23 protein-coding genes are annotated in these 23,974 nt (G+C 38.1%); 12 read left to right on the plus strand and 11 right to left on the minus strand.

Annotated elements, in window-relative coordinates:
- Window positions 1-133: 133 nt before the first annotated feature.
- On the minus strand, window positions 134-1,393 hold the full coding sequence (locus AC4CUY_RS06165; protein ID WP_419328661.1) for an MgtC/SapB family protein: 1,260 nt from the start codon (window positions 1,391-1,393) through the stop codon (window positions 134-136).
- 174 nt (window positions 1,394-1,567) lie between these two features.
- Here AC4CUY_RS06165 and tfpB point away from each other — a divergent pair, with 174 nt between their 5' ends.
- The 4 genes from tfpB (at window position 1,568) to AC4CUY_RS06185 (ending at window position 5,990) form a co-directional block, all read left to right on the plus strand.
- Window positions 1,568-3,325 (plus strand): type IV pilus assembly ATPase TfpB, encoded by a 1,758-nt coding sequence (tfpB, locus tag AC4CUY_RS06170; protein ID WP_336954502.1) that lies wholly within the window; start codon window positions 1,568-1,570, stop codon window positions 3,323-3,325.
- Window positions 3,326-3,426: 101 nt separating this feature from the next.
- Window positions 3,427-3,786: a NirD/YgiW/YdeI family stress tolerance protein gene (locus AC4CUY_RS06175; protein ID WP_096733628.1), complete on the plus strand. Its 360-nt coding sequence runs from the start codon at window positions 3,427-3,429 to the stop codon at window positions 3,784-3,786.
- A 163-nt stretch (window positions 3,787-3,949) separates the two neighbouring features.
- Complete coding sequence (locus AC4CUY_RS06180; protein ID WP_004721888.1) at window positions 3,950-4,615, plus strand: response regulator transcription factor; 666 nt, start codon at window positions 3,950-3,952, stop codon at window positions 4,613-4,615.
- 40 nt (window positions 4,616-4,655) lie between these two features.
- Window positions 4,656-5,990 (plus strand): sensor histidine kinase, encoded by a 1,335-nt coding sequence (locus tag AC4CUY_RS06185; RefSeq protein WP_490773819.1) that lies wholly within the window; start codon window positions 4,656-4,658, stop codon window positions 5,988-5,990.
- 191 nt (window positions 5,991-6,181) lie between these two features.
- On the opposite strand, the gene hemP is transcribed toward AC4CUY_RS06185, so the two are convergent.
- The gene (hemP, locus tag AC4CUY_RS06190; protein WP_004721884.1) at window positions 6,182-6,352 is read right to left on the minus strand and encodes a hemin uptake protein HemP; all 171 of its coding nucleotides are present in this window, start codon (window positions 6,350-6,352) and stop codon (window positions 6,182-6,184) included.
- Window positions 6,353-6,492: 140 nt separating this feature from the next.
- Here hemP and AC4CUY_RS06195 point away from each other — a divergent pair, with 140 nt between their 5' ends.
- Window positions 6,493-7,404: an NUDIX domain-containing protein gene (locus AC4CUY_RS06195; protein WP_490773820.1), complete on the plus strand. Its 912-nt coding sequence runs from the start codon at window positions 6,493-6,495 to the stop codon at window positions 7,402-7,404.
- 26 nt (window positions 7,405-7,430) lie between these two features.
- On the opposite strand, the gene AC4CUY_RS06200 is transcribed toward AC4CUY_RS06195, so the two are convergent.
- Entirely contained in the window at window positions 7,431-8,015 is a 585-nt protein-coding gene (locus AC4CUY_RS06200) for a tetratricopeptide repeat protein (RefSeq protein ID WP_336954506.1), read from the minus strand.
- 46 nt (window positions 8,016-8,061) lie between these two features.
- Window positions 8,062-10,455 (minus strand): penicillin-binding protein 1B, encoded by a 2,394-nt coding sequence (gene mrcB, locus AC4CUY_RS06205; RefSeq protein WP_035371136.1) that lies wholly within the window; start codon window positions 10,453-10,455, stop codon window positions 8,062-8,064.
- A gap of 195 nt (window positions 10,456-10,650) precedes the next feature.
- Here mrcB and AC4CUY_RS06210 point away from each other — a divergent pair, with 195 nt between their 5' ends.
- The 3 genes from AC4CUY_RS06210 (at window position 10,651) to AC4CUY_RS06220 (ending at window position 12,483) form a co-directional block, all read left to right on the plus strand.
- Window positions 10,651-11,553 (plus strand): NAD(+) kinase, encoded by a 903-nt coding sequence (locus AC4CUY_RS06210; protein WP_004721877.1) that lies wholly within the window; start codon window positions 10,651-10,653, stop codon window positions 11,551-11,553.
- 2 nt (window positions 11,554-11,555) lie between these two features.
- Window positions 11,556-11,822 carry a YeaC family protein gene (locus tag AC4CUY_RS06215; RefSeq protein ID WP_004721875.1) on the plus strand — a complete coding sequence of 89 codons (267 nt, stop codon included), beginning with the start codon at window positions 11,556-11,558 and terminating at the stop codon, window positions 11,820-11,822.
- Window positions 11,823-12,018: 196 nt separating this feature from the next.
- Complete coding sequence (locus tag AC4CUY_RS06220) at window positions 12,019-12,483, plus strand: hypothetical protein (RefSeq protein WP_336954507.1); 465 nt, start codon at window positions 12,019-12,021, stop codon at window positions 12,481-12,483.
- A gap of 27 nt (window positions 12,484-12,510) precedes the next feature.
- Here the strand turns inward: AC4CUY_RS06220 and AC4CUY_RS06225 are convergent, their stop codons facing one another.
- The gene (locus AC4CUY_RS06225; RefSeq protein WP_419328666.1) at window positions 12,511-13,506 is read right to left on the minus strand and encodes a glycosyl transferase family protein; all 996 of its coding nucleotides are present in this window, start codon (window positions 13,504-13,506) and stop codon (window positions 12,511-12,513) included.
- Window positions 13,507-13,925: 419 nt separating this feature from the next.
- Between AC4CUY_RS06225 and AC4CUY_RS06230 the strand changes: the two genes are divergently transcribed.
- Entirely contained in the window at window positions 13,926-15,287 is a 1,362-nt protein-coding gene (locus AC4CUY_RS06230; protein WP_004721869.1) for a dicarboxylate/amino acid:cation symporter, read from the plus strand.
- A 54-nt stretch (window positions 15,288-15,341) separates the two neighbouring features.
- Here AC4CUY_RS06230 and AC4CUY_RS06235 read toward each other — a convergent pair whose 3' ends face one another.
- Window positions 15,342-16,412: a hypothetical protein gene (locus AC4CUY_RS06235; protein WP_336954509.1), complete on the minus strand. Its 1,071-nt coding sequence runs from the start codon at window positions 16,410-16,412 to the stop codon at window positions 15,342-15,344.
- 23 nt (window positions 16,413-16,435) lie between these two features.
- The gene (gene prfH, locus AC4CUY_RS06240) at window positions 16,436-17,026 is read right to left on the minus strand and encodes a peptide chain release factor H (RefSeq protein ID WP_490773821.1); all 591 of its coding nucleotides are present in this window, start codon (window positions 17,024-17,026) and stop codon (window positions 16,436-16,438) included.
- A 301-nt stretch (window positions 17,027-17,327) separates the two neighbouring features.
- Here prfH and cgtA point away from each other — a divergent pair, with 301 nt between their 5' ends.
- Both cgtA and proB read left to right on the plus strand, forming a co-directional pair.
- On the plus strand, window positions 17,328-18,551 hold the full coding sequence (gene cgtA, locus AC4CUY_RS06245) for an Obg family GTPase CgtA (protein WP_336954511.1): 1,224 nt from the start codon (window positions 17,328-17,330) through the stop codon (window positions 18,549-18,551).
- A gap of 61 nt (window positions 18,552-18,612) precedes the next feature.
- Window positions 18,613-19,746: a glutamate 5-kinase gene (proB, locus tag AC4CUY_RS06250; protein WP_151802530.1), complete on the plus strand. Its 1,134-nt coding sequence runs from the start codon at window positions 18,613-18,615 to the stop codon at window positions 19,744-19,746.
- 47 nt (window positions 19,747-19,793) lie between these two features.
- Here the strand turns inward: proB and AC4CUY_RS06255 are convergent, their stop codons facing one another.
- Genes AC4CUY_RS06255 through AC4CUY_RS06265 form a run of 3 tightly spaced genes read right to left on the minus strand, consistent with a single transcriptional unit; the run spans window position 19,794 to window position 22,158 of the window.
- A complete protein-coding gene (locus AC4CUY_RS06255; protein WP_490773822.1) occupies window positions 19,794-20,315 on the minus strand; it encodes a hypothetical protein in 522 nt (173 codons plus the stop codon).
- Between the two features lie 20 nt (window positions 20,316-20,335).
- Window positions 20,336-20,983, minus strand: a complete 648-nt coding sequence (locus tag AC4CUY_RS06260) for an HAD-IB family hydrolase (protein WP_490773823.1) — start codon at window positions 20,981-20,983, stop codon at window positions 20,336-20,338.
- Window positions 20,950-22,158 carry a DUF1615 domain-containing protein gene (locus AC4CUY_RS06265; protein WP_336954516.1) on the minus strand — a complete coding sequence of 403 codons (1,209 nt, stop codon included), beginning with the start codon at window positions 22,156-22,158 and terminating at the stop codon, window positions 20,950-20,952. The genes AC4CUY_RS06260 and AC4CUY_RS06265 overlap by 34 nt, the downstream gene beginning before the upstream one ends.
- An 83-nt stretch (window positions 22,159-22,241) precedes the next feature.
- On the opposite strand from AC4CUY_RS06265, the gene dusB reads away from it, so the two are divergent.
- Window positions 22,242-23,264: a tRNA dihydrouridine synthase DusB gene (gene dusB / locus AC4CUY_RS06270; RefSeq protein ID WP_490773824.1), complete on the plus strand. Its 1,023-nt coding sequence runs from the start codon at window positions 22,242-22,244 to the stop codon at window positions 23,262-23,264.
- A gap of 54 nt (window positions 23,265-23,318) precedes the next feature.
- Here the strand turns inward: dusB and AC4CUY_RS06275 are convergent, their stop codons facing one another.
- Window positions 23,319-23,900, minus strand: a complete 582-nt coding sequence (locus AC4CUY_RS06275; RefSeq protein WP_490773825.1) for a DUF4291 domain-containing protein — start codon at window positions 23,898-23,900, stop codon at window positions 23,319-23,321.
- Window positions 23,901-23,974: the final 74 nt, after the last annotated feature.

Below are 23,974 nucleotides of genomic sequence, written 5' to 3' on the forward strand. Positions count from 1 at the left end.
ATATTTCAACATTTTATTTTTTCAACATTTTTTTGATGAAATTTTAAAATTCTCTTAATTTTTATAATTATATATTGATCGAAATCTTAAAATAATTTTGCTGCTTTTCAATTTCATCCTTGCAAAAAGTGCTTTAATATTGAAGAACCCAAACAAAAACTGTAATAAACATCGTCATATGCAAAATTTGAATTGGAGCAAAGATCAAGGCATAGCGGCTGCCACCACTTAAAAATGCATTTATCGATTTCGCAATGGCATGTGCTGCTAAACCTAAAACAAAGGCGAGAGATAAGATGTGATTACTCGGTTCTCCCTGAATGACAATTGTGGCCAAAGCGCCATGAATTTCAAATAATGAGGCCAAAAGCGTACCTGCAATTAAACCCGCATCACCCAATAAAAGATTTAGCCCATATACACCCGCCTGAATCAAGGTTAACGACACTGCAATAATGGCTGCTTCATTTAGACTAAACATACGACTATCTACAAGCTGGTTATTCTCAATCGGTTGTGTGTGACGCATAAACCATAAGGCAAAAATGGTTAGTATCGCGATAGCGATTAGGCAGGGCAGTACAATGAGTTTGAACCAAGTAATACTGATACCAATCACAATAATCATGAGTTGTAGTAGGGTTGCCACGCAAGACATTAATGCTGCCCCAGCATTGGCTTTGGCTTCTGCACGTCCATTTCGGACTTCTAATCCTAAGCTGGCAATGGTAGCGGTACTGGAAACAAAACCTGAAGCAAGCGAAGACAACAGCATAGCATTTTTTGATGACAATAATCGTTTGGCAATATGTGCAAGTGCTTGCACTGCCAAGATTAAGGTGAGTAATTTTAAAATAACATAGGGATTAAGCACAGCACCCCATAAAGCTTTGTTTGGTGTCAGTGGCAATGCAATTAATAACAATGCCAGTAAGAAAATTCCATCTTTAAATTCAGATTCTGTAATCCATTTCCCGGCAATGCCATGCATAGAATGTTTGGTCATCAACAAGACGGTGAGGATGACCGATAAACCTGCGGCAAAAGAAATATTCCAAACGCACATTCCACCGATAAAATAAGTGAGTATAAATGCAATTTCAGTAGTTATACCGGGATCATCAGTTTGATTCTTTAAAGAATAAATGACGATACCACCTGTAATGAATGCACCCGCAATGCCAAAATAGGGGCCAAACAAAAAACAAACAGCACCAAGTAAAGCACAAATAGCAAAAGACCTTAAACCCGCAAAACTATTTTGATTTTCACGTTGCTGACTTCGTTCACGTTCAAGACCGATAAGTAGACCACAACCCAATGCAGCCGCAATGATGGTGAGGAAATCGGTATAAGAGCCAAATGAAAATGGATATAGCGATATAAAATTCATAGTGCTCTCCAAATAAGACCATGAATTAATAGAATGATTTCAATGTATCGCAAAGTTTTAGAAAAACAAAAGTTTATTTTTTAGCGTTACGTTAAATACATTATTGAATTTAGAAAATCCAAGAAATACAACAATTAATTTTGTTATAGTAGATTGAGTTTCGGGGATATAACAATGCAATTTAATTTTGAAATTGATACAGCTTGGTGTTTAGAACAATTATTAAAAGATGGTCGTATTACAGAACGTGAAAAACTATTGGTACAAACCACCCATCGACAACGCGATCAGTTGAAGTGGCATCCTTTGCAATGGATTGCCAGCTTTAAGCTCGTCGATGCTAAAAATCCAATAAAAAGGCTGACATTGACTACGCTAACAGAATGGTTAGCTGAAAAAGCCGAACTCAATTCATTTACGATTGATCCATTAAAGGCCGATGTGACTTCACTAACCAATGTCATGTCACAAGAGTTTGCAATAAGAAATAAAATTTTAGCAGTTGAAGTCAGTGCCGATAAAATTCTGATTGGTACAGCACAGCCTTTTATAACGGATTGGGTACATAATTTAGAACGTAGTTTAAGTCCAAAAAAAATCGAAAAAGTAGTATTGAATCCTGAGTTATTACAACGTTATTTAACTGAGTACTATCAAGTCAGTAAAGCGGTCAGCAACTCACAAAAATCCAGTGCTTATGATAAAGAAAATAAGGGTGTAGAAGCACTTTTACAATTGGGTGATACCCAGAATCCAGATGCCAATGATCAGCATATTGTGAAACTTGTCGATTGGGTTTTACAGTTTGCTTTTGAGCAAGGGGCGAGTGATATTCACTTAGAACCGCGTAAGGAAAAAGGTAAAATTCGTTTTCGTATCGATGGGGTACTGCATACAATTTATAATATGCCAGCCAATACCTTAACCGCAGTTATTTCACGGATTAAAATTTTAGGCCGTATGAATGTTGCAGAAAAACGTAAACCTCAGGATGGGCGTTTAAAAACACGAACACCGAAAGGGCAAGAAACCGAGCTACGTCTTTCAACTTTGCCAACTGCTTTTGGTGAAAAGTTGGTGATGCGTATCTTCGACCCAGAAGTTTTGGTACGAAGTTTTCAACAATTAGGTTTTGATGAACATTTATTGGCACAATGGCATGCTTTAACTCAACATAGTCATGGCATTATTTTGGTGACTGGCCCCACAGGTTCAGGTAAAACTACCACGCTTTATTCTTCGTTAAAACAATTGGCAACCGAGCAAGTGAACGTCTGTACCATTGAAGATCCAATTGAGATGTTGGAGCCAAGTTTTAACCAGATGCAGGTCAATCAAGGGATTGAGCTAGGTTTCGCTGATGGTATCCGTGCTTTGATGCGTCAAGATCCAGATATTATTATGGTTGGAGAAATTCGTGACCAAGATACTGCCAACATGGCCATTCAGGCTGCATTAACAGGTCATTTAGTGCTTTCAACTCTGCATACCAATGATGCGCCATCAAGTCTGACACGTTTGCATGATTTAGGTGTGCAACCTTTTTTAACCGCTGCAACGATTTTGGGAGTATTGGCTCAGCGTTTAGTGCGTAAGCTTTGTCCGCATTGCAAACAAGAAACCTTTATCAATGAACAAGAGTGGAAACATTTGACATTTGGCTATCAGACCAAAATGCCTAATTTTGTATATAAAGCAGTTGGGTGTGAGGAATGCCGTCAAACAGGTTATAAAGGTCGTGTTGGGATTTACGAGTTTATGCCAATTAGCCTTGAGGCAAAGCAGAGAATTAGTGCAGGCGTGACTTTAGATGATTTAAAAATGCAGGCAAAAAAAGAAGGCATTGAACCATTAAGAATTGCTGGTGCACGTAAAGTATTAGAAGGCATAACCACGCTGGAAGAAGTCCTTAGAGTTGTGCCTTTAAATTAATTTTGACTTAAAATAGCAAATGAAGAAATCCTAAGATTCACCTCATGTTGGTTTGTTTTAATGCTTCTATCGAAACGATGAACCGATATGAGGACACAACAATGAACATCATTGCGAAAACAATTTTAACCACAAGCTTGATTGGTTTAACAAGTTTTGCCACTGCAAACACAGCAGTAAATCAATCAGCGCTTACACCAAGTTTAACCACAGTAAAACAAGCTTTAACATTGAAAGATGATACCAAAGTGCAGCTTCGTGGTAACGTGGTCAAAGCAATCGGTGACGAAAAATATCAATTCCGTGATAGCACAGGTAGCATTACTGTCGATATTGATGATGAATTATGGCAAGGTAAACCGATCGCGGCAAATGCTACAGTGACATTGTTTGGTGAGGTCGATATCGATTATAAACCGACAAAACGTGTAGAAATTGATGTGGATGCCGTGAATTTTTAATTATTTTATCCATTAAAACAAATCACAGCAGATTCTAGTTATATTCTCTAAGACTACATGTGTATGCATGTGGTCTTTACCTATGTTCAATAAGTATGAACAGCAACAAACAGCAGATTTTATTTTGATCAAGGCTTTGTCTGCCTAAAAGGAGAGAGGTTCTATGCGAATTTTGCTCGCTGAAGATGATAGTTCACAAGCTGAAAGTATTAAATCTTGGTTGGAAATGGATGGCTACAATATAGATTGGGTTGAACGTGGTGATCATGCAATTTTAGCCATAGAACAGCATCAATATGACTGTATCTTATTAGATCGTGGTTTGCCCAAAGCCACTGGTGATGAAATTCTCAAACTGTTAAAACGTCAATTTCCAGAAATTCCTGTGATTTTTCTTACGGCGAGAGACAGTATTCAAGATCGTGTGCAAGGTTTGGATCTCGGTGCAAATGACTATCTGGTAAAGCCTTTTAGTTTAGAAGAATTATCTGCCCGAGTACGGGCACAGCTCAGACAAACTCAAGTCACAAATTTACATGAAATAAAATATGAAAATTTAGTGTTAGATACTCAAGCGAAAACGGTATTTCAGGATCAGCAAGTTGTTCATCTCACCGCAAAAGAATTTCAAATTTTATATAAATTGATGCAAAAGCCTGAACATATTGTGACACGTGAGCAATTGGAAGAATCACTTTATGCTTGGGGAGATGAAATTGAAAGTAATGCGATTGAAGTTTATATCTATCAATTGCGTAAGAAGATTGGTGGACATTTGATCAAAACAATCCGTGGCTTGGGCTATCGTATGAATAAAGAGCAAGATTGAATATTTCATCATTACTTTTAATGATTTCAATAGGATGAATATGACACAGGCAGTATCACTACAAACCAAGCTGATTAAGACCTCCATGCTCAGTTCAATTGTGGCAGGTATTTTTGCGCTGATACTTCTGGTGAGCCTTTCGATTTATCACAATATGAAGGTACAAGATGAAATCATGGATGAAGTTGCAGATATGCTTCTGATCTCAGATTTAAGTGCGACTTCTGGTTTTCAATTGGATGAGTTAAGTGATGAATTTGATATTCAGTACCGATTGATGAATGGTGAGGTGATGTTGACCCACTCACCCGAATTTGATTTGCAACAAGGTCAAGCCAATCTCCTATCTGAACATGAAGGAAATGGATATGGATTTATTTGGTCAAAGGGTAAGTTGTTACGTAGCTACCGAGCGATTGATCAAGATTCTCAGTTAAGCGTCTATGTTGTACAGTCCTTAAGTGTCCGTTTTAAAGACTTATTACAAAGTTTTATCAGCTATTTATTGGTTTTATTAAGTCTCTGGTTGCTGCAATGGCTGATTTTACATTTCTCAGTTAAAAAACAATTTAAATCCATTCAACTGCTTTCGACGGAAATTGCTGAGAAAAATGCCAATGATCTCAGCTTAATTCAGCGACAACCTGCATTTAAAGAACTTGAGCCGATGGTTAATCAGCTTAATCAAATGCTTGTTCGACTAGATCAAGCTTTAATTGCTGAACAACGTTTTACCGCAGATGCATCACATGAATTACGTTCGCCACTTTCTGCGATACAAATGCGTTTGCAGTTATTACAACGCAAATATGCAGAGGTTCCTGAGATTTATCAGCAACTCAATAGTATTCAAAATGATGTGAATCGAGGAACGCTGGTCCTTGAAAATCTTTTGCTTTTGGCACGATTAGATCCAGCGGATGCCAGTGAATTACCGAAGACTTGGATAAGTCTGGGGCAAATGACTCAGCATGTGTTAAATAGCTTGGCCCCATTTATAGATGACAAGCAGATTCAGATTCATATTCAAAGCGAAGATGTTCAGGTCTATGTAAATGAAGAATTACTGTTTATTTGTATTCGCAATCTTGTCGATAATGCAATTCGTTATACGCCATTACAGGGCAATATTTATATTCAGATTGGACCATTAAATAATTGTAATTTCTTTGAAATCCAAAATGATGGTGAGGGTATTCCTCAAGACATCTTAGATCGTTTAGGTGAACGTTTTTACCGAGCTTTGGGGAGCAAAACACAAGGTTCAGGCTTGGGTTTGTCAATTTGTAAAAAGGTGATCGATCTGCATCATGGAGAGATTCAGTTTACTGCTTCCGAATATGGTGGTTTGAGCGTTTGTGTTTATTTACGTTAAAGCTGTGCGATTAAATGGGCATTTTTATTGAATGTTTAACATTTCATTGGTGGATTGTTTTATAGAGATAGGGTGTTGTATAAAAATCAATAGACAAGCATTAAAATTCAACTGACAAAATTAAAAAGCAGTATGCGCTGATTCATACTGCTTGTTCCCACGTTTTTTGTTTTAACTTAATGTTTTTATAGTTATTTGGTCAAAATTAGACGATTGTTACGTGTTAAACGTAAGCGATATTCTTCTCCAGCATGCATGATGCGAATTTCGCGCCCTAATGCAAATAAGTTATTTGAATGTAACATCGGAAGAGATTGGTGAGCTTCTGTGTTACGTGTGAATAGGCTAAAAGGTGCGTTCATTATTGTTACTCCGTGTGGGGTGCTGTCTAAGTGATTTAAATGATAATCATTATCGAATAGATCTGTCAACGATAATTTTTATCATTTATAAAATTTCTATAATTGCTTACAATTCATTAAAAATTCAGGTGTCGATTTTTATGTCTAAACCCAATATTCATGTGGCTATTGCTTTATTACTTCATCGTGGGAAGGTGTTGGTCGGTTGGCGCAATGCAGATCAGCATCAGGGTAATAAATATGAATTTCCTGGTGGCAAAATTGAAGTAGGGGAAACACCTGTCGAAGCATGTCGTCGAGAGATCTTTGAGGAAGTTGGAATAGGTATCGAGCAATGGCGTGCTTTTGACCTAATTCATCATGTTTATGATGATGTTGAAGTGTTTCTCCATTTTTTTCATGCTACGGTTCCTGAACAATATTTGCATGATATTCAGAAACCTTGGACATGGTATGGACGTGATCAACTATTTGCGCTTAATTTTCCTAAAGCCAATCAAGCGATCATTCAACGCTTGTACTGGTCGCATCAAATTAAAATCTCCGAAAATCTTTCAGCATTGAGCATAGAAAAAAGTCCAAATGACAACGCGCAATTTTTTTATTTTAGAACGATTGCAGATCAGGTTGCTGTAACACAAATTTCACAGTTAGCTCCAAATGCCTTATCTCGCTTGATTGTCAATATAGAGCTGTGGCAACAGTTGTCTGAGCATCTTCAAAAAAGTATAGCTGCTGTACATTATAAACAGCATCAATTGATGGATTTACACATTGGGCAGTTACCAATCGGTCTACGTTGTATAGCAGCATGTCATGATCTGGTGTCTATACAGCGAGCACAGACATTGGGTTTTGATGCTGTGATTTTAAGTCCCGTATTTGCAACCCAGACCCATCCTGAAGCCCATGCGCTTGGATGGGAAAAATTTGCTGAATATGCCAAGACCTGTGATTTACCCATCTTTGCATTGGGCGGATTAAGCCAAGCTGATTTAGCGATTGCACAACAGCATTATGCATACGGGATTGCTGGGATTCGAAATTTTTAATCGAGCAGAGATATTGGCTTAAACAGTTATAAGCGTTGTAACTGTTTTTGCGCTTCTGCGATGCTCTGTTGACTTTTTAATTGCTGAGCAGCCTGCAAAATAACATTCCAAAAGGTTTTCTTTTGGGATGGACTTTGCGCATAACTTAACCCACGTCGCGCTAGAGATTCAGCATTCGCATACTGTTTCTTCTGATTGGCAATTTGAGCCAAATAAGAGAACACTTGTGCCGATTGTGGTGCTATACGTTGTGCATGGATTGCATAACGTTCAGCTTCATCCCATTGGCCCTTTTGATATGCGGTTTGAGTTTGTTGGATGAGCTGTTTAAATGCTGGGATATTTTCCCCATCCTCAAATTTTTGCGTTTGAGGCTTGGATTGCGGAGCAATCACGACAGGAACTTTTTCACGTTTAATTTCAGGGCGTTCATAAGGGGTAATTTTTACCCCATCTGGTGTAGCAACCCCATAGTCAGGTTGTTTAGATTTTGGCTTTTCAACAGATTTGCTCGGTTTAGAATTTTGTTGGGGTGTTGTTTGACACCCAGCCAAAGTTAATAGTCCGCTTAAACTTAGAATATAAGCGATTGTGCTTACATTTCGTTTCATCACAAATTCCTATTTAAAGCCAATTTACCCGTATATTTAACAGACCCTAGTTGTTATAACTACCACTCGAGATCACATGACCTCTTGAGTCCTGATCTAAACTGTCTTCACTTTCGCGAATATAGTTTTCTATACTATCACTTGAATGTGGTTGTGAAGTGTTTTGTTGCGTATCAGGTGTGGATTGAGGATCAACTTGATAATATGGCATGCCGCACTCTGTAGCACGATTAGGGACAGTGTGGCGTAATAATGGAATATATAGCGCGCCTTCACAGCCTTGTGCTGAAAGCTCCCCAGTTCGAGAGTCAATCCATTGCCATGAAATATCATCTGTTTGACGTAAATTCACTGGTTTTTGGCGTAATTGCTTCATGACATTGATCCAGACAGGTAATGCACCTGATGAACCTGTAAGCCCAGTAATTTTATTGTTGTCTAAGCCTAACCACACCACTGCTAAATTATTGCCTGAGTATCCAGCAAACCAAGAATCACGGGTATCGTTGGTTGTACCTGATTTACCCGCAAGTTTGAGGTCAGCTGGTAATGTGTTGTAAGCCGCTTTACCTGTACCTGCGGACATGACTTGTTGTAAGCCAAAGTTTAATAAGAAGGCAGCAGAAGGGTCTATGGTCTGTTGTACATTTAAACCAAAACGTTCTAATAAACGACCATTAGAATCTACAACAGTACGGATGGCTTTGGTTGGATATTTAAATCCACCTGTTGCAAAGTTACCATAAATACTCATCACCTCCATTGGTGACATATCAACAGCCCCAAGGAAAATAGATGGGTAGTTTGGAATCTTTGAGGTCACGCCAAATTTAGACAAGTTATTGCTAAAAGTAGAGATCCCAAATTCATTACCTAAACGCACAGCAGACAAGTTATATGAGTTTGCTAAAGCTTGAGACATCGGAACATAGCCATGACCTGTTCCACTATAGTTCTTTGGCGTCCAAGTTTGATTACCACTGACAGGTAAACTAATTGGCGCATCTTCGATTTGTGATGCCCAGTTATAACGACCTGATTCCAACGCGCTTAAATAAATCACAGGTTTAAGCAAAGAACCCACTTGACGTTTAGCATCTACAGTACGGTTAAAGCCAGTAAAGTCTTGGGTTGAACCAACAGCGGCAATTAATTCGCCATTTTCAGGGCGAGTAACTAAAACAGCGCCTTGTAGGTCTTTTAATCTTGCTGGGTTCGCATTGGCTAAACGGCTCACCGTTTCTCTAAAGCTCTTTTGCACTCTAGTTTGTGCAATTGGATCAAGTGTCGTAAAAATTCTTAAACCTTGGTTGGTTAAATCTGATTCTTGGTATTCAGTTTTAAGTTGACGACGTACAATATCTAAGAAGTCTGGGAAGCTTGCTGTACCTAATGTTGGTTTACGAACCACATTAAGCGGACGTGCAATTTCTTTTTCATATTGCGCTTGGTCTAAGTATCCCATCACCAGCATATTATTTAGTACAATATCGCGACGTTTTTTTGCGCCTTCAGGATTTTTCCAAGGGTTAAATAGGGTAGGACCTTGAACTAAACCGACCAAAAATGCTTGTTGTGAAATATTTAATTCGCTGAGTGGTAAGCCGAAATAGAATTGTGAAGCTAAGCCATAACCATTGACAGAATAGTTACCACTTTGACCTAAATTCACTTCATTTAAATAGGCTTCTAGAATTTCGTCTTTGCTGTAATGAAGCTCTAATAACAGCGACATCAGGGCTTCATTCACTTTACGTTTTAAGGTCTTTTCAGGGGTTAAGAAAAAGTTCTTAACCAACTGTTGGGTGAGTGTTGAACCACCCTGACGTTTACCACCGGTCACGTTACTGAGTAATGCACGCGCTGTACCACGGAATGAAATACCATGATGGCGATAAAAGTTTCTATCCTCTGTTGCGATTAAAGCTTCAATCAAAGGCTTAGGAACTTTATTTAATTTAATGAGGACACGGTCTTCATTGTGTTGCGGGTAGATACCCCCAATTAACATTGGCTCTAAACGTGCGATCCCAGTATTGGTCGGTTTGGTGGCTTTTACATCTGTAACAGTATCACCAGCAAAGGTCACTTGTAGGACTTGTTCTGGATCTACACTGTCACCAAAGTCAAAGCCACGTGTATGAACGTAAATTGTATTCGGTTGGGTAATATAGGTTCCCGATTTGGTATAGCTATCACTGTTTTTATAACCGAGTAATTTGAGTTCTTGTTCAAACTCTATTTGGGCAATTGGCGCAGTTGCATAGATTTCTAATGGACGAGCGAATACTTTCGCAGGAATATCCCAGCGATTGCCTTCAAACTTATCTCGAATAACATTGTCGAGGCGAATTAAGTAGACGCTAAATGCGAGAAATACTGCAATAATTAATACACAAAAAATCAGTGCAATTAAGCCTATACCACGTTCGGTCTTCATATACAGATAATAATACCCAAATTTATTTTCGCTAATCATGCGAAGCTTTTCTTAATTTTGCAATAATAAATCTGTGAAATACACAAATTTAAAGGCTTTTTAAACATTCTCGTTATTTTTCGTATATGAATGATTTTATAAACATATACTGAGAGTGTTATTATATCTCAGAATTTCAGTGGAGCTACCGCGTCTGTGCAAATTTCACCAAAGACCTTTCGTAATATCGGTTTAATTGGAAGACCAGATAAATCATCTGTGGTTGATACGCTTTGTCTTATACACGATCATTTATTAAGTTTGGGTCTGCATCCAGTTTTTGATACAGCTACAGCACAACTTGTACCTTATACCAATACACAAACTGTCAGTAAGAATCTGCTCGGTGAAGTGGTTGATTTGGTTATTGTTGTGGGTGGTGATGGTTCTTTATTACATGCTGCACGTGCATTGGTAAAATACAATATTCCTGTACTTGGGGTGAACCGCGGTCGCTTAGGTTTTTTAACAGATATAAAACCCACTGAAGTGCTGTTTAAGTTAGATCAAGTTTTAAAAGGTGAGTTTCAGCTTGATCGTCGCTTCTTATTGGAAATTGAAATTCGCAGTAAAAATGAAATAATTTATGATGCAATCGCTTTGAATGATGTGGTACTTCATTCTGGTAAATCTGTTCATATGATTGATTTTGAGCTGAACATTGATGGGCAATATGTTTATCGCCAACACAGCGATGGTTTAATTGTATCGACTCCGACAGGTTCAACGGCATATGCCTTATCTGGTGGCGGACCAATTTTACATCCAAGTATGGATGCGATTGCTTTGGTTCCAATGCACCCACATACGTTGTCATCAAGACCGATTGTGGTGGGTGGGCAAAGCGAAATTAAGATATTGATACGTGAAAACCGTGTGTTGCCGATGGTCAGTGCCGATGGACAGCATAGCGTTTCATTAAATGTCGGTGATAGTTTGCATATTCGTAAACATCCCTTCAAACTAATACTTTTACATCCACCAGGTTATGACTTCTATATGGCTTGTCGTACTAAACTTGGCTGGAATCAAGATTTTGATTCTTTTCAGCGGGATTGACCATGAATATTGAACAGATGCTTTCTATTTTAGATGCTGACATTGTTGAGCGTTTAAAAACTGCGGTAGAAATTGGTAAATGGCCAAATGGTGTGGCGTTGACTGCTGAGCAACGTCAAACCTGTATGCAAGCAGTGATTGCTTGGGAACATCAGAATATACCTGAAAAAGAACGTACAGGTTATATCGATAAAGGGCATAAAGAAGAAGGTGAGGAATGTGATTCGCATGTGCCTGAGCCAGAATTTAAACCGATTCGTTTTATCTAACTGAGCAAAAGAACCCTTGAATCACAAAGTAGTTTCACTTTGTGATTCAAACACTCAATTTAAAAAACAATAATATTTAAACTGTTTCAATCATGATGCTATTAAAAAGATAAATACGTTTAAACGAGAAGTGCGTAATAAGGTGATAAAGATATTCAGAATGATAAAAATCTTAAAAAAAGATAAAGAGATTAAAATGCTCAAGCTGCTCAAAACAATAACGCGACTAAAAACAATAAAGCTTGCTCGACTCAGTTTATTTTGTATCACTGCAATTTCGACCAGTGTATTCGCTGAGCGAACAAGTGATGCAAGAAGTATTCAATGTTTATTAGATGTTACCGTAACCGCAAGTCAAAATTTCCAAACGCCTGTTACACAATATACATCAATTAAAAATGATGGTTATCCCATGCTGTTAATTGGTATAAAGATCCGTAATGCTTATACAGCCGACGCATCAAAAAAGATAAAAACGCATCATCTGTATTGTTCAAGTCTGATTGGAAAGCAAAAAGATGCTTATTTATCTGGTCCTTATCAATCCAATAATATCGATGTCAAAATAGGTGATCAGTTGCAACTCATCAATATTCATTCCTCAGGAAAAAGTTATCCCTATTGGGCTGATTTTTATTTTATCCAAAAGCGTGATCAATAACGTTCACGCTTGTGTTTAAAGATGAAATTAGAAACGCGTGTTCCAAAGATGTTTTGCTTTACTCATGGCTTCTGGATAGTTATTTACAATACCCATGGTATATAAAGCAATGCCCATTGTTTCAGTGATGGCAATTTCTCCATACTCATGTGCTTGTTGGCCTTCCCAAACCGCTTTAAAAACAGCGAGATCAAGCTGTTCTTCTGTTGGGCTGCGGTTATCGGTTAATTTAGGCAATTCATGTTCATAAAGTTCACCATCTTGAATACCACAGATGAGGGTTTTGGCATCTGGATTGCGCTCAAACTCGCCACCTTCACCTTTAATCACAGCACTATTTTTATAACCTAATTGAAAGGCAGCTTGTTGATGTGAACTACGATAAGCAGGGTGGAAAATTGCCTGTAAGGTTGCTTTGGCATTGAATGGATTAATCAAACGAGCCAGTGTGTGAATCGGTGAGCGTAAACCCATCACATTCCTAAGATTGATCAAATCTGCCAAGATTGGAGAGATTACATTTAAAGGCAAATAAGCAAAATTTTGGGTGTCTAGTTGCTGTTTGACCTGTACTTCATTTTGGCAAATTGGAAAGCCTAAGTATTCTAAGACTTGTTCAGTATACACACGGTTCATGGTATGCCCTGATGCACCATGCATCACGATCTTATAGCCATGCTTTGAGAGTGTTAAGGCTGCCAATAAAAACCACGGGTAATGTTTGCGTTTACCTGCATAAGATGACCAATCTAAATCCACAGCAAGTGGTTGAAAATTCAATTGGTCTTTGGTCGCTTGGACAAAGCCTGTCAGTTCATCTACAGACTCTTCTTTGACCCGAAGCAACATTAAAAATGCGCCAAGTTGTACGTCTAAGACTTCATTTTTCAAAATCATTGAAAAAGCTTGATAAGCTTCATCATAAGTTAATGATCGTGCACCATTTTTCCCTTTACCAACAATTCGCACAAACTGCGCAAAAGGATGTTCAAAGTCTTTATAAAGATTGCGTTTTGTATTCATGTCAAATGGATCAAGGGAGAGGAGACAGTGGAATACACTATGCCATAAATGGATCTAAATCGTATAGATATAGACGATATTAGACTAAGGTCTAAGCATAAATTGCACAGATGTTAGGCGAAATTAACATTTGCATAGAGATTGATCATCAAAAATTAATTAAAATAGCCTTGAAGAGCGTTTTATTTTTTATCTCCTGTTCTGTATTTATTCTTTTGGCCAAGGTGCCAGCGAGAATAAATCTTAAATATCGTCATTCGTTGTCATTGTTTTGGAAAACTGTCGTTTTCTGAAGGAATTTTTATTTGCTAAAAACCGACTTCCCAGAAGTTTTTATCGGGATTTTGGGCTGTGTCAGCAAATGGTAGCATTAACATTGGATATTTCTTCAAACAGAAATATAGAAAGAAGTAATTATCATGGCTAAGAAACCGCTGTATAAGTCACTCTATTTTCAAGTGATTGTTGCCATTATTTTGGGTGTGATAGTAGGGCACTACTTTCCAAGTGGTACTCAATTGATCAATGGTGTAGAGAAAAGTGTTCCTGGTTTAGGCGAACAACTCAAACCTTTAGGTGATGCTTTTATTAAGCTCATTAAAATGATTATCGCCCCTGTGATTTTCTGTACCGTGGTCAGTGGGATTGCGGGCATGGAAAGCATGAAATCAGTGGGTAAGACCGGTGGTATTGCACTTTTATACTTTGAAGTCGTATCTACCATTGCCCTGATTATTGGTTTAGTTGTTATCAATATCGCCAAACCGGGCGTTGGTATGAATGTTGATCCTGCGACTTTAGATACCACTGGTATCAGTAAGTATGTGGAATCAGGTGCATCACAATCTACCGTTGATTTCTTTTTGCATATCATTCCAAATACCGTTGTGGGTGCATTTGCAGAAGGTGAAATTCTACAAGTTCTTTTATTTGCCTTATTGTTTGGTTTTGCATTACATAAACTTGGCGATGCTGGAAAACCAGTATTAAGATTGATTGATCAAATTTCACATGTGTTCTTTAACATTGTGAATATGATTATGAAACTTGCGCCAATCGGTGCTTTTGGTGCGATGGCATTTACCATTGGAAAGTATGGGATTGGTAGCTTAGCGCAACTTGCACAGTTAATTCTTTGTTTCTATATCACGTGTTTGTTGTTTATCTTTATTATTCTAGGTTCAATCAGTCGTTTCTGCGGATTTAGCATTTTAAAAATGATTCGTATGATTCGTGAAGAATTGTTGATTGTATTGGGTACATCTTCTTCAGAATCTGTATTACCACGTATGCTGAAAAAGCTTGAAATTGCTGGCTGTGAAAAGTCTGTGGTTGGCTTGGTAATTCCAACAGGTTATTCATTTAACCTTGATGGTACCTCTATTTATTTGACTATGGCGGCGATCTTTATTGCACAAGCAACCAATACTCAACTGGATATTTGGCATGAAATTACCTTGCTTGCAGTCTTGTTGATTTCATCAAAAGGCGCAGCAGGTGTAACTGGTTCAGGCTTTATTGTAATGGCAGCAACTTTGGCTGCTGTAGGTAATATCCCAGTCGCTGGTTTGGCTTTGATTTTAGGTATTGACCGTTTCATGTCTGAAGCACGCGCATTGACTAACTTGGTGGGTAACTCTTTGGCAACGATTGTGGTTGCCAAGTGGGTTGGAAAGCTGGATGTTGAGAAGCTCAATGATGCTTTAAATAACCCAGCTGAAGTGGATCGTAAAATGCTTGAAGAATCAAATCAACCTCAATTGGATTTGCAGAAGTCTTAATTTTATTCTGTTGTAAATCAAGGAAGCTCAGGCTTCCTTTTTTAATGTCAATATTTAGATATAGCTTGTTTCATAAATGGTTTTATTTGCAAAAGACAGTAAGCTGTGCCTACTCTTATATTGCTTTTGTGGACGCAAATTATCGATTTGATTTAACAAAATTCGATCAGCAATGACATAAATCGTAATATTCTGATCACCTACAATTATTAATAAATTTTGATCAGCATATAAATTAAAAACTTGTTGAGTTTGTTCGGGTATTTCCCAATAGTTTGCTGAATAATCATCGTCCCACATTGTTTTTGCGAGTGAAAGAAGATGTATTCCTGATCGATTTTTAGGTTCAGGTTTAAGGTCAAACTCTTCTTGATCCCACAGTTCAATATTCCAAATGGCAACATGTTGATCATCAAGCCAGCACATTAAAGCATTCCAGTTTTCTCGATAACATAATGTTTGGACACTTGAGCCATCTTCACTTTCAAAAGGGTTATGTTTAAACCATTGACTAAGTGACCAAACTTTGGGAGAAGCTACAGGATGCCATATCCAACCATCATCTAAAATATAATCATTGTTTGGACTGACATATAACGCGCCATGAAAGTAATCTAAATAGTGTTTAGGAGGTTCAGTTTCATAAGCTGCAATATAGCGCTCAGTCAAAAGCTGATTTGTGGTTAAATTAAATGCTTCAAGTCGATTCCAGTCACTTCTATAAATACAAATATCTTGTGAATTGAACTGTGTAAAAGCCAATGAGAAAGACACGGTATCTTCATAATAACTTTGACTATCAATGTGTAGAACTGTCTCCAGTGTTTGAGTATTTATTACAACTCCAAATTGCCCATGATCGACATAAACTGCGATAAATTTTCCATTGGTACTACATTTAATTTGGTATTTAGGGGTACCGTAATGACGGAGTTCTCGATTATTTAGAATTGGAAGCGGAAGGGGCGTTATGGATAGCTGTTGTAATTGCTGTTGAGTTAAGTTGTAGCAATATAAATAGCCTTTTTCGGTGACGATATAAATTTTGCATGTATCTGAATCAATAGCTGTAATATCTAAAATTTCGCTATCTAAACCTTTTAAATTATAGTGTTTTTGTTTCATGTAATTCTCTTTTTAACATATTTCTACTTCTTAAAACTGCGTATAGCATTGCCTCGCTCGATCAACGCGTGTTGTAAATGTTGAGCGTGTTTCTGATGGGCTTGCTGGCTCTCCATCTGTTGTCGTAGTTTGAGTGTAATCAACTCTTTTGCCACACGCTTATTGGCATGTTGGCTCCGTTCAGACATGACCTTTACACTTATTCCAGATGCAACATGAGTTGCATGAACAGCAGAGTCAGTTGTGTTGACTTGCTGTCCACCAGCACCAGAAGCACGACAGGCCTGAAAAGTGATGGTGTCATCTGGAGGGAGTTGCAACGGTGTATCGAAAAGCGTAATGCCTACAAACCAGTTTTTACGTTTATGTTGTGGGCGAATTGGACTTTGAAACTTCCATTGAATTGTACCGAGCCAAGTATTGAGCCATATTCGGGCATTCTCATCGATACTGAGCAGCACCGAAGAATAACCATGTTGAGTCGCATTGCTTTCAATTGGTTGGAGGTGGATCTTTTTTGTTTTGGCTTCTTTGTGTATTTCTTCAAGCGTATATTTTACAGCAAGTTCACATTCTGCGGGTCCAAGCGCAGCACTGAGTTGGACAATAGACAATATGAGTGTTCCTTAAAATTAATTTGAACGATCGAAAATCAAAAAAATGCATGCAAATAAATAGAAATTGTGAAATTCATAAAATTAAGAGTGATTTAATTTTGAATTATTGATTTTCATCTAACTGATTATAGAAAAATATGTGAATAAAAAACAATCGAAATCCAATAAAAATATGCATTATCAAGCCTCTGATCAAAAATGTTTAAGAAAATTCATGCTCAGCTGAATAATACTATTCGAGAAATTTTTGAAAATATGGCAGAATATGGGGTTTTAAAGATTTTAGAGGATTGGCAACATGCGCTTTGTTGATGAAGCAGTCATTACCGTAGAGGCTGGCGACGGTGGCAATGGCGTAGCCAGTTTTCGCCGTGAAAAATTTGTACCATTTGGTGGTCCAGATGGTGGTGATGGTGGTCGTGGTGGCAGCGTATATATTCAAGCTGACAACGATACCAGTACCTTAGTAGATTATCGTTATACCCGTAAATTTCGCGCTGAACGTGGTAAAAACGGTGCTGGCGCAAACTGTGCTGGTCGTGGTGGTGAATCAGTTATTCTGAAAGTTCCAGTAGGAACAACCATTGTAGATACAGAATCTGGCGATATTATTGGTGATTTGGTTGAAGATGGCCAAAAGGTTTTAGTTGCACATGGTGGCGATGGTGGTTTGGGGAATACTCATTTCAAATCATCGACCAACCGTTCTCCGCGTAAATGTACACATGGTATTAAAGGTGAATATCGTGAAATTCGTTTAGAGCTAAAAGTTCTAGCGGATGTAGGTTTATTGGGAATGCCGAATGCAGGTAAATCTACCTTTATTCGCGCAGTATCAGCAGCTAAGCCAAAAGTTGCAGATTATCCATTTACAACAATGGTACCGAATTTAGGTGTGGTCGATGCAGATCGTCATCGTTCATTCGTTATGGCAGATATTCCTGGATTGATCGAAGGGGCGGCGGAAGGTGCTGGTTTAGGTATTCGTTTCCTTAAGCATTTAGCACGTACACGTATTCTGTTGCATATTGTTGATGTACAACCGATTGATGGTTCAGATCCTGCCTACAATGCCAAAGCGATTGTGGAAGAATTGAAAAAGTTCTCACCTACATTGGCTCAATTACCGATTGTTCTTGTTTTAAACAAACTTGATCAATTAAGTGATGATACTCAAGAAGAATGGTGTAATCATATTCTTGAAGAATTACAATGGGATGGTCCTGTATTTAAAACTTCAGGCTTGCTTGAAGAAGGTACCAAACCTGTTGTGTATTACCTCATGGATCAAATCGAGCAACAACGTGAGTTGGAAGACGAAGATCCAGAGTATGCAGCGAAAATGAAAGCATTCCGTGATCAGCTTGAAGCTGAAACACGTGAGCAAACGATTGCTGCAAAAGAAGCTTATCGTGAAATGCGTCGTCAACAACGTCTTGCTGGTATTTTGGCAGAGGAAGAAGATGATGAGGATGACGATGGCGAGGATGATGGCGAAATGGAAGTGTACTACGTACGCTAATTTCTAAGGGTATCTATCATTTCCAAAGATACCCATTTAGAAAAGAAAGACCGAGGACAAGATGATAGAAGTGGTAGATGGGCAACGTCAGCTCAAGGCTTTAAAACGTATCGTTGTTAAAATCGGATCATCTTTACTCACAGCAAATGGGCAAGGTTTAGATTTGGATGCAATTTCGCATTGGGCGAAACAAATTGCAGATCTACACAATGCAGGACACGAGATTATTCTTGTGTCTTCAGGTGCTGTGGCTGAAGGGATGGTTCGTATGAAGCTAGAGAATCGACCCACCGATTTACCCAGTCTACAAGCTTGTGCTGCCATTGGTCAGATGGGGTTAATTCATACATGGTCAAGTGTGTTGGAAAAGCATTCTATCCAAACAGCACAAGTCTTGTTAACTCATGATGATCTTGCCGATCGCCGTCGTTATCTTAACTCATGTGATGCCTTGCAAAATTTAATAGATTGGAAAGTAATTCCTGTAATCAATGAAAATGACACAGTGTCTACTGATGAAATTCGCTTTGGTGATAATGATACGCTTGCAGCAATGGTTGCAGGGCAAGTTCATGCAGACTTACTGATTATTTTGACTGATCAGCAAGGGATGTTTGATTCAGACCCGCGTTCTAATCCAAATGCAAAATTATTCCATACTGTTCGTGCAATGGATGAAACCTTGTTTGATATGGCAGGCGGCGGTGGTAAGTTTGGTCGTGGTGGTATGTTGACCAAAGTTCGCGCTGCTCGTCTGGCTGCTAAGTCAGGTTGCCCAACGCTGATTGCCAGTGGTGAAAGTGACAATGTATTGGCTCGTTTAATGACGGGTGAATTATTGGGTACTTTATTCATTACCGATGATGATCGTGTTACAGCACATCAACAGTGGTTAGCTGCACACCTTCAAACTGCAGGGCGTTTGGTTTTAGATGATGGTGCTGTCAAAGCCATCAAGGAAAACCATCGTAGTTTGTTGCCTGTAGGGGTGAAAGCTGTTGAAGGGCATTTTGATCGTGGTGATGTTGTGGAATGTGTTGATCAGTATGGTCATCGAGTCGCGGTTGGACGAGTGAACTTTAGTTCGCGTTCTGCTGAAACTGTCAAAGGTTTGGCTTCGGATAAAGTGTATCAGGTGCTAGGTGAAGCACGTTCTTTAGAAATGATTCATCGTAATCACATGTCAATTTATTGATTGGTTTTAAGATTTCTAAGAAATATAACCTCGCTTTGGCGGGGTTTTTATTTGGGTGTGATTAATGGTGATTTTTCGTTGTATAAATCGGATTTAAAAACTTTATGGCCGACCCATGACTTTAAGTAAAAGTGTTGGTCATGGAAGCGAGAGCCTCCTTGTACGCCTTTGCCAAAATTTTCATCGTTATTTAATTTACGTTTGATCGCATTAAAAAAGCTTTTAATATTTTTATCGGGTGTTTTTGAGATGATTCTTAAACTTATTTTTTCTAACGTATCCTCTGTTTCTCGACCACCTTTACCTGCAATGGCATATATACAGTATTCATCTTTGTAGATTTTATCTTTACTGATGTATTGAGCTTGATCGAGAAAATAGAAGCCAAGATTTTGATGATCATATTGGCTAAGTTGTTCTTGTAAATTATCAGGAGTGGCAATTTTCATTTGAATTTTATGATCTGAATCAAAATATTCAATTGCCATTTCAATTTGATATTTCTCTAACTCATGTTGAATATAGGGATAGAATTCAGCGAGTGGCATGATGATATTGATATAGGACATTGAAAAATCTCAGTGCTGAATTAGGCAAATTTTTTTTCGTCTTCTAAATAGGGTAAAACCTGATCCTTGCCAACCATATATTGATAGTCGGCCAAATGAAGCATATCCAAATCTTCTTCACTGTTGCCATAGGCAAATATTTTGTCGTATTGGTCTAAATCATATTTTTCTAAGATGCGTACTCGTTTTTGTTCACAACTACAATCTGGCGTGGAATAGTGACCAGTAAACTTTCCATCTATAACTTCAGTACCCGTACAGATTAGATCTATATCCAATATTTGACAAATGATTTTGAGGTAAATATCTACTGATGCTGAAACTAATACAACATCATCACCATTATCTTGATGTTTTAATAATTGCTCATAAAGGTTTTGATCCAGTTCCCTGACCAAACGTTGGGCATATTCATTTGCAATATCTTGAATTTCATTGGCATCGGCTTGTTTAAACATTGCATTAAATAATTTGATACGCATGGAGTTGGCAGGGTAGATGTTTAAATAATAGGCCTGAATCCACGGTAAAATTTTGATGCCTTGCTTTACGATGTGTCTTTTTGATAAAGCATAGAAAATAAACCCTGTGAAACTGTCTTTTTTACACAAGGTACCGTCAAAATCAAATAATGCTAAATTTTTAAACGTTTTGCTCTGTGCATACATGTTTCATATCTTCCGTTTACGCGGCTTGCGTACCAGTTAGTATTATAATCACGACTCAATTTAGGCCCAGAAATGACAACTTCAGGCATTATGGCATACATTGGATCTTTGCCCGTTTTATTCTTATAAAGTTTAGATACTGCGATATAAGTTTGAGTTTTTTCAAAATCTTGCTGCTTTTCGTCCTTTAAATCACTACGTAACTGTCGAGGGGTAACTAAAATATTATTTTTTGAAAATAAAGCAGTAAGCGCCTTCTCTGTATCAGTAATCGCTGGACGTGGATCCCCATTTTTGTCATAAGAGAGCAAATCACCATCAAGTGCAAGATCAGCTTCAGTCAGCTTATCGATCATTTTTTGAAAAGCGGCATTTCGACTCGAATACATCCCTGAGTTATAGTCGGCAAAACGATAAATCGGTTTATCATAGTCTGCCGGATACATCATTAAACGATGAATTCCATAGTATAAACCACCAAATTCGGTATACAGGTCATCACGTAATTCATTGATGTTCATACTGCTACGTTTATGCTCTTTGGCATAATTGATATGAACCTGCATGGAACCTAATGTGGTGATTGGGTTCATTTTTTCAGCAATATCTTGACCAACAAATTTGGCCGCACCCGTCAGCGCACTCACATGATAATGCTTTGCCATATAGTCAAAGATTTCACGATAAAGTACGTCTAAATCTTTTTCAGTGCGGACACGGCTCATTTGTTTTAAATAGTTATCATTTGGCGAGGGCTGGTTTTTTAAAACATTCTCAAAATATGAAGCAACAGTACCACCAATTGTGGTTCCAAGTTTATCTTCAAATTTTTCATTTAAACGTGTGGTGACTTCTTTTACTGCTTTATCCCCCAAACCTGGTACAACAGGATTGGCAACAAAGTTAGATTCCTGATCAACCACCGCAATGATGGTGCAGATATTTTCTTTGTTGGTTGGAATTTTTAATTCATTGGAAATATCGTAGATGTCTTTTGCCCAAGAGTCACGTTGATTGACACGATTGGGAATCAGTTTTCTGATTTGCTCTTGTTTTAATTGTTCATCATCTTCATTGGCAAACCATGAACCTTTACCACAAGCAACTAGGCTTAAAGAAAGAGCTAACACGCTGAAAGATTTAAGAAATGCGTGATGTCGAACTAATTTTTTCATATCGAAGAAAACATACTCAGAAAATGATGAGCCACTATGGCAGATGCAGTATACTATGAAGGTCTAAAAATGTATGAATATATATGTATATTGGTCCTTATCAACTGTCAAATAATTTAATCGTTGCACCTATGGCTGGAGTTACAGACCGTCCGTTTAGGACACTGTGCAAATACTTTGGCGCTGGGCATGCGGTAAGTGAAATGATGACCTCTGATCAGACCTTACGTATGACCAAAAAGAGTTTATATCGGGCAAATTTTGATGGTGAATTAGCACCGATTTCAGCGCAAATTGCAGGGTCTGAACCAGATCAGTTGGCTGAGGCAGCACGTTATCAAGTTGCAAATGGTGCGCAAATTGTCGATATCAATATGGGATGCCCAGCAAAAAAAGTTTGTAATAAACTGGCAGGTTCAGCATTGCTGAAAGATGAAGATTTGGTTGCCCGAATTTTAGATGCAGTGGTTAAAGCGGTGGATGTGCCTGTGACGTTAAAAACGCGGTTAGGTTTTTTAAATGGTCATGAGAATATTATCCGTGTGGCGAAACGAGCAGAAGAAGCAGGAATTGCAGCCTTAGCCTTACATGGTCGTACCCGTGAGGATATGTATTTAAATACGGCACGTTATAGTTTGATTAAAGAAGTCAAACAGATGCTCTCTATTCCTGTGATTGCCAATGGTGATATCGACAGCCCTGAGAAAGCCAAATATGTATTGGACTATACTGGTGCTGATGCTGTTATGATTGGACGTGCAGCCCAAGGGCGTCCATGGATTTTTCGTGAAATTGCCCATTATTTAAAAACAGGTGAATATTTAGCAGCACCAGATATTCAAGAAGTAAAACAAGTTTTACTGGGCCATTTGTCTGAACTTTATCACTTCTATGGTGAATACTCAGGTTGCCGTATTGCACGCAAGCATATTGCTTGGTATACCAAAGGTTTACATTCAAGTAATGAATTTCGTCAAAATATGTATAAAGTGGAAAGTACAGTTGAACAAGCGAAAGTCGTTGAGGATTACTTTAATCACTTGCTTGAACAAGGCAATACGATGAGTGATGTACAGGTTGAATCGGTAAATTTATTGGATGTGTAATCAATAAGGTGTAATCAGTATAGGAGCGAACTCCCATACTGAACTACCCAATCACTAAATGTTTTTTAATGCATTATTTAAAGGATAAATACATTGTTTAGGCAAGAGTTTTTCAGCGTGATGATACTGTCCTAAACGTCGAAATTGCGCCATCTTATCTACAAGAGGGGTGATATCTTGGATTGAGTGAATCGCAGTGTTGTTAAACACTTGAATTAAAAAACGACTAATCCCAATTTGAATACTCCGCTGTTCAAGCTTAGTTCCTTTTAAATTCCGTTCAGGATCCCACTGAATATGTACCCTTGCATTTTCAAAAGCTTCAAACCATTGCTCACCATTTTTATGCCCAGAGAGTGTCGGGTCGGTATGTACACTTTGTTCTAATAAATATTCCCAAAAATCACGTTTGATACGGATTGCTAAGATATGATTTTGGTTGGATTTTGTCGCCCAATGACTGCGTCCCATTAGCCATAAAAATGAAGGTTTTATCCATGTCATTCTTTGAAAGGAAAAAGGTGAAACAAATTTTTGTTGTTGGACTGCTAAATGGGCAATATGTTGATTATAGGCTTGATAAACCGTAATCGTGTCACGGTCATATAGCGCACGTATTTGATGATAGGCAGACATGATAAATCTCACTTTTAATTTGAATAAGTTGTTGAAAATTTATAACTTAATCAAATAAGTGAAAAATGTTTCAC

The sequence above is a fragment of the Acinetobacter sp. 778_lipA genome, assembly GCF_058242985.1.